Annotated in this window: 2 pseudogenes; both read right to left on the bottom strand. The window is 46.5% G+C overall.

Annotated elements, in window-relative coordinates:
• A pseudogene (locus R7Q48_RS28325) lies at positions 1 to 531 on the bottom strand (ABC transporter permease); the annotation flags it as partial.
• Positions 512 to 639 (bottom strand): annotated as a pseudogene (locus tag R7Q48_RS28320) (ABC transporter ATP-binding protein); the annotation flags it as partial. The pseudogenes R7Q48_RS28325 and R7Q48_RS28320, both read right to left, overlap by 20 nt.

The raw sequence follows: 639 nt of genomic DNA, 5'->3' as shown, positions 1-639 counted from the left end.
ACCTGATAAAAGCTTGTTTTGATCCACTTGAACAGGGCCAAGACGACTGCCGTCATTCAACTCAATAAAGTCGCCGTCTTGCCAGTTCATGTAAGACGCCAAATCTTGACTGATCAAGATCGGATACGGCGGCTTCATCAAGGAGAGAACAGGCATCTCATTAAGTGACTTGCCGTGCTGAAGAGGGATCATTGCGACAGGATCGATGCCAACGAGCATCAAGTTCATGTCCGTTTTAGCATCCAGATGAAGGACGTCAAAAGGCGCACATTGGTTGAAACCAGCGCGGCGCAACTGAATGTAAAACCCTTGAGGAATTTTATTTGCAGAATGTTTGGTACGAATTCGGTAAGGAAGAGGGTTTGAGAAAAGCTTCTCACCTGTTTCGTAACTCTGCTTCGCATGTTGGTTGATAGAAGTAACACCAACGAGAAGCGAAACACCAAGCGTTAAGCCTAACCAGACGAGAATAATTTGCAGTGGGTAACGACGGTAATGACCGAGTAGTGCCTTAACTACGGGCCATAACATGCAGTTGCCCTCCTTGAAGACGAATTTTCCCTTCCATGTGTGCCGCAACTTTCTCACTGTGCGTCACTAATAACAAAGTACAGTCCAATTGGCGTGCAAGACTGGTCA

It is taken from the genome of Vibrio sp. 378, from assembly GCF_033339435.1.
The sequence above is the reverse complement of the archived record's forward strand: the minus strand, read 5'-3'. Positions and strand labels throughout refer to the sequence as shown.